Here is a 641-nt window from a genome sequence, read left to right on the forward strand (position 1 = left end):
GCCGACGCCGACCTGTCGGTACGGGTGCTCAACGCCTACGCCGACACCGTCTGCAACAACGACCCGCGTTCCCGCGGCGAGTTGCGCAGCGCGGCCTACGGGGCGGTGTTCCGGGGCCACGACCGGCTGATCTGCCGCTGCGCTACACCGGACTGCCCGGCGGCGACCATCCCGTCGAAAGTCGGGTCGGTGATGGTGCACATCCTGGCCGAACAAGCCACCCTGGAAGCCGCCCTGGCCCAGGTCGCCGCCCTGCAAAACCGCCAACCCGCCAACCCCACCGACCCCGCGCCCACCGTCGACCTGGAAGCCCTGGCCCGCGACTTCGACAACCACACCACCACCGGAGAGGACGACGACGACGAACCGCCCTGGGCGCACTGGACCTCCACCAGCCCCAACGATGAGGACGGCGACGACGAGGACCCGCCCAGAGCCACCCCGGCGCCCGCCCCCGGACCCGAGGACCCCGACAGTGGCGGCGACGCCGCGGTGCCCAACCCCGACACCGACCCGGCCGACACCGACACCACCGCCGGGCAGCCCGCCGCGCGTGCCGGGAAAACGGAAAACGATGCACCGCAGGATGATTCAACCCGTGGCTGCCACGCCGCGCCCATCCGGCCGGCGGTCACCCTCGC

1 pseudogene is annotated in these 641 nt (G+C 72.7%); it reads left to right on the forward strand.

The features are described from left to right. Positions 1 to 641, forward strand: a pseudogene (locus AC3A6P_RS36090) (hypothetical protein); the annotation flags it as partial.

This window comes from Mycobacterium sp. Soil_C_30, from assembly GCF_057656995.1.